This window comes from Candidatus Cloacimonadota bacterium, assembly GCA_034661015.1.
GTDB lineage: Bacteria > Cloacimonadota > Cloacimonadia > JGIOTU-2 > JGIOTU-2 > JAYEKN01.
Window position 1 is genome coordinate 1 of sequence record JAYEKN010000074.1, and the last position, 5,296, is coordinate 5,296.

Consider the following 5,296-nt stretch of genomic DNA (forward strand, 5'->3'; position numbering starts at 1 on the left):
TCTTCTATTAAATTTTATGTCAAGTTTTGCCTAACATTGATGTTCTCATCCCCCACATTTTTTTCAAGAATGCATCTAAAAAAATCGATTTATTTGATGGCATTTTGTCTGGATTTATTCGTAAGTCTTTTTGGACAAAGCTGTTATGCTAAGGATTTATCCGCCAGCTGGCGGATTGCGAAGCTGGGGTTTGGGAACGAGAAATGGGCGGTGAGCTTGCAAAACCTTATGACAATTCCGAGAATCCGCCAGTTGGAGGATCGAGCATTTTCTTCTTTATTGACTACCGATTTTTGGACAATGTCTGCGAGGGGGTAAACCCCCACGCTAAATCGAAAAAAGTATTATGAATAATACTCATTACATAGCAGCCATTTTTTTCAGCCTGATTTATCCGGCTTTATTCGATTCAGCGTGGGCATTTATGCCCTCGCATTTTTATATTTTTTCATACCCTTTTAAGAAATTAACAGGGGATTTATAGTCAAAATTTTTCTGTTTAATATAGAGATTATAATCATTAATATATTTTATGATACAATTTTTCAGGTCTTTACAATTATCGAATCTTATTTTTTTTAAGACTTTATCTTCAATTTTTCTATTCATTCTTTCAACAATACCATTAGTCTTTGGAGTTCTCGGTTTAGTTAATCTATGTTCTATTTTTTGTTTTTTACCTTCCCGGCTTGTTTTAATTTCTTGTGAATAGTTTGGTGCGAATAAGATGGAGAAAGAATCTCTTTTATTCTTCTTGCTCCCCAAGGTCTGTTGCCTTTTGTATCAATAATAGATTGTCTAATATCTTCCTCCTTACTCGACAAAAATATAAAAAATGAGTAAGGAAATAAAAAATTATTTGGCTTCTTCACTCCGATTTTTTTGTTTTCTACATTCAGAAGCCAAATATTTTTTTCATCTGTTTATATATTTTATCATTTGTAATCTCTAAATTCGTAATTACGTCATCTATATTGGGGTGGATACTTTTAAGGTTGACTGTCCATATCTAACACAAAAATCCATTCCAAATATTTTATGGCGTAATAATTCCCAACTGTGAATTACTACGCCATAAATTTATTTCGTTGACTGATAGCGTTCACCGGCAATGACCATTCCACCAAGATGCAGCAGAACGAAGCCTATTCTCCGACAAATTACTATTTTTTATAATCTTCCAAAGTTTTCTGGAATCGAGTCATCATATAATTCGATGTGATGAATATTTGATCGTTTCCATCAACTTTTATATAAATATTTTTATCGTCTTTAGCAAGAAAACGGATTACATATTCCATTCCTGTTGCAGTAACGATCTTGATTGTCATTTCCGGAGCAGACCAATCCATATCGGTTTCTTCATCCTGAAATTGTGAGGTGCGTAAGGGTGAAAACGCAGATGTGATTGAACGTAATTTATCAGGAGATTCGTTCAAAGATTCGTCATTTTCCACAATAGTCCACACGGAATCATTATTTGTGTAAGTAATTTGATTATTTGCATAAACAATGTCAATAATATTCAGGTCTTCGGCAGGAATATCCACGATAATTTTATCACGCCATTGATCCGGTTTTTTTTCAAATTTGTAAGAAAGATTTTGCGGAATTGAAACAACTTTGTCCGAATCGGTTTCGCGGGAATAAGTATGAGAACCCATTTCATCCGTTTTACCGATTATTAAATCGAGAATGATTTTTTCATCCTCATATATTTTTACAACAGTGCCTGTGGAATCAACTTCAAACTTGCTCTGATTTTCCGGATTTTCTGAAATGATATCAGGATTTGAGGGTAATTCGCTTAGAGATTTCATCAGATATTTTATAGTCTGTTCGTCTGCTTTATATTCAATTGGGGAGGTGAGCATCCAAGTTTCTCCTGCTTTTGTTAGAATCACATCTTTATTATTTTCGGAGGCATCTATCTCAATTTTGGTTATTCCAAGCGTGTCAAAAGAGGCGAATTTGCTTCCGGTTGCTTGCTCTAATTTCGGTTGGCATCCTTTTATAATTATAAAAAGAATTATCAAAACCGTCAGGGCTATTATTAGCCAGATTGTTTGTTTTTTCATTGCATAAACCTTCCAAATCTTTTATAACGCCTCTTTTTATTTTGCCACATAATGATCCCGAATAAAATTATCAGAATGGTCGGCAAGAATCTGATGATAAATTTTATCGTACTTTTTGCTCCAACAGATATATCATCGAGTTTTGGAGCAACAATATTTTTGGAACGAATCTGGATCAATCCTTTTTCCTGAGCCATCCAATCAATGGAATTGGCAAAGAAAAGGGCGTTGGATTGCGATAAATAATCATCGGAAATGAATTGAGCGTTTCCAATTGCCAAAAGTCTGCTTTCGCTTCCATCTCTAATCATTCCGGAAGTGTCAATATTCAAACTATCCGGAAGTGATTTGTCGCTAAAATAACTGGAAAAATTTCCAGTCAAAAGAGCAGCAAGCAGGATATTCTGTTTAGCATATTTAAGGTTAGTATTTCTTTGAGCTGCAATATTCAAACGCCCGTCTTGTAAACCGGATCGCTTTGAGGAGGAAGCCAATTTTATTGTCCTGATCCCCTTTTCTGCTGCAAAGGAAGTGTCCACCGAACTTGCAAAAAAGAGAGTGATCGGATTCAAATTTTTCACAATCAAATTGGTTTTATTAAAGTCCGCCACCTGAATAAAGAACGGATATCGCATAAAACTGATATGTCGCCTATTATTGATAACTTGCTGAACCTGAACGTTTTGGCTTTGAGCATCGTAAACAAGGTCTCGATTTATTTTAAATCCATAATTTGCAAACCAAAGGTTCATATCGTTGGGATAGAATTCCGCTTTTGGCGGTTGTGTTTGAATATCCGCTTCCACATTATCCATCATAAAAAGAACTTTTTTACCTTTCATAATAAATTGGTCGATGGCGTATTGTTCATCAAGAGGGATTTTGCTTTTGGGAGCAGCAATAACAAGCACTTCTGCGTCTTCCAGTGCGGTTTTATTTTCAGCAAGGTTGATTGCTTTCAGCTCGTAATTTGCTTCCAATTGTTTTTTGATATTTTGTAATTTATTCTCAAAATCCAGCTCGCCGTGTCCTTGCAAAAATCCAACTTCAGGGAGATTTTTTTTGATTAATTTATTTATTTTTGCGGAAATATCATATTCAAGGTTTTGGGTTCCTTCGATTACCGGAATAGTTTCGGTTCGATCTTCATACATGATCACCAGCCCCATATTCACATTTTTGATAACCGCTTCATCCTTTTCGATTGCATTGACGCGAACTTCCGGAATTCCGTAGCGAGAGGCTTCTTGCACGAATTTCTCTTTATCCTTATCTTTTACAAATTCAAATTGGAAATATCGGTTTGCGAAAGCCTTATATTCTTCGAGTTTATCCTTAACATCACGCTCAAGTTTGTTGTAGGGAGAGGGAATATTCGGTGTGAAAAATGCCTTGATCGTAAGTTTATCCTTTAGATTTCCCACCAGATTTTTACTGTATTTCGAGATGGAATATTTTTTTCCTTTTGTAATATCTATTCTGGTGAAAATCTGAAGGGAGATGAGATTTATGATGATAATTATTGCAATTATCAATATCGTTTTTAATGTATTATCCAAATTTTTCATAATGAGATTCTCCTTTTGTATTATAGATATTTATGCTTTGTTAACGACTGCCGTGCAAAGAAAAGGAAGAGGACGATTACGGAAAGGTAGTAAATTACATCACGAGAATCTATTACTCCACGAGCAATATTTTGGAAATGAAAATCAATGGAAATGTATTGTAAAATCGAACCAAGCCAGGCAGGAAAGAGATAGAGGAATTTATCTATAAGATAGAAAATCAGGATGATAAAAAAGGAAAAAACAAAGCCCACGATCTGATTTTTGGAAATAGTGCTTCCGAAAATTCCAATGGCACTATAGGCAGCGCCCATTAGCAACAAACCGATATATGCGGCAATAATTATTCCCCAATCAGGCGAACTGATAAAGGAAATAATAATTCCGTAGAAAAGTGTAAAAATTATCGCAGTGGAGAGAAGGAAAAAGGCAGCGTAGAATTTTCCGAGAATTATTTCCGAATCCCGAACCGGTGAAGTGCAAAGCAGTTCGATCGTTCCTGAATTGCGTTCTTCCGAAATTGACCGCATAGTTATCGCCGGAACGAGGAATATGAGGATAAGAGGAATGAGTTGAAATATATTTCTCAGAGATGCTTCTTTGATTAAAAACAGGTGAGAGCCGTAAAGCCAACCGGTCAAAAGCAAAAAGAATCCCAATAGGATGTAAGCAGCCGGTGAGTAGAAATATGAACGAATTTCTTTTTTTGCAATGGTGGATATATTATTCATAAACGCTCTCCTCTCTTGTTTCGGTTAATCTGCGGAAAACATCTTCCAAACTTTGCTGTGTCATTCGCATTTCCAGAAGTGTCCAATCCTTTTTTTTGATGAAATTATAAAGAATGGGGCGAAGATCTGCGTCCTTCTCATAATTCACATACAATTTGTAAATTCCGTTTTCGTGGCTATGTAACTGTGTGCTTTCGATTTCCGGGATTGTGTTGAATTCTTCGATCAGCATATTTGTATTTGATTCGATCTCAAAATAGATTTGGTTCTGATTGTGGAAGGAAGATTGTATCTCTTCGAGAGTGCTATCTGCTGCGATTTTTCCCTTATCAATAATGATAACTTTGTCGCAAATAGTTTCGATTTCTCGCAGAATGTGAGTGGAGATGAGGATGGTTTTCTCTTTGCCAAGTCTTTTAATTAGTGAGCGAATTTCCACGATCTGATTTGGATCAAGTCCGCTTGTAGGCTCATCGAGGATGAGTATTTCGGGATTGTGAATAGATGCACCGGCAAGAGCAACTCGCTGGCGATAGCCTTTGGATAACTCGCCTATTTCTTTGTGAACAACGCTTTCAATCCCATAAGTTTTTATCTTTTGGTTTACTCTTTTTGGAATAAGGACTTCATCCACATTTTTCAATTTAGCGATAAAATAGAGGAAGTCCACAACATTCATTTCAGGATAGATCGGATTTCCTTCCGGCAGATAACCGATTTTTTTTCGAATATCAATCGAATTTTGTGAAATGTCCATCCCATCCACAATGACAGTACCGGAAGTAGGTGGCATGAAACATGTAATAATTTTTAAAGTAGTGGTTTTCCCTGCACCGTTTGGTCCCAAAAAACCGATTATTCCGCTATCCGGAATATCGAATGAGACATCATCTAAGGCACGAAGATCACCATAATATTT

At 36.0% G+C, this 5,296-nt stretch carries 5 protein-coding genes and 1 pseudogene; 1 reads left to right on the forward strand and 5 read right to left on the reverse strand.

The features are described from left to right. Positions 1-318, forward strand: a 318-nt coding sequence (locus tag U9P79_02590; protein MEA2103518.1) for a hypothetical protein, incomplete at its 5' end; no start/stop codon positions are given. Positions 319-438: 120 nt separating this feature from the next. Here U9P79_02590 and U9P79_02595 read toward each other — a convergent pair. From U9P79_02595 to U9P79_02615, 5 genes and pseudogenes are all read right to left on the reverse strand, one after another. Continuing rightward, positions 439-666 (reverse strand): annotated as a pseudogene (locus U9P79_02595) (integrase core domain-containing protein). Positions 667-1,163: 497 nt separating this feature from the next. After that, positions 1,164-2,078 carry a DUF4340 domain-containing protein gene (locus U9P79_02600; GenBank protein ID MEA2103519.1) on the reverse strand — a complete coding sequence of 305 codons (915 nt, stop codon included), beginning with the start codon at positions 2,076-2,078 and terminating at the stop codon, positions 1,164-1,166. Continuing rightward, positions 2,075-3,646: a GldG family protein gene (locus U9P79_02605; GenBank protein MEA2103520.1), complete on the reverse strand. Its 1,572-nt coding sequence runs from the start codon at positions 3,644-3,646 to the stop codon at positions 2,075-2,077. The genes U9P79_02600 and U9P79_02605 overlap by 4 nt, the downstream gene beginning before the upstream one ends. A gap of 20 nt (positions 3,647-3,666) precedes the next feature. Then, positions 3,667-4,377, reverse strand: a complete 711-nt coding sequence (locus U9P79_02610; protein ID MEA2103521.1) for an ABC transporter permease — start codon at positions 4,375-4,377, stop codon at positions 3,667-3,669. Then, a partial coding sequence (locus tag U9P79_02615; protein ID MEA2103522.1) for an ATP-binding cassette domain-containing protein occupies positions 4,370-5,296 on the reverse strand: 927 nt, incomplete at its 5' end. The genes U9P79_02615 and U9P79_02610, both read right to left, overlap by 8 nt.

Excerpts from the sequence above, each read along its gene's own strand:
- U9P79_02605 (MEA2103520.1), bottom strand. The coding sequence starts at position 3,646 with ATGAAAAATTTGGATAATACATTAAAAACGATATTGATAATTGCAATA.
- U9P79_02610 (MEA2103521.1), bottom strand. The coding sequence starts at position 4,377 with ATGAATAATATATCCACCATTGCAAAAAAAGAAATTCGTTCATATTTC.
- U9P79_02600 (MEA2103519.1), bottom strand. The coding sequence starts at position 2,078 with ATGAAAAAACAAACAATCTGGCTAATAATAGCCCTGACGGTTTTGATA.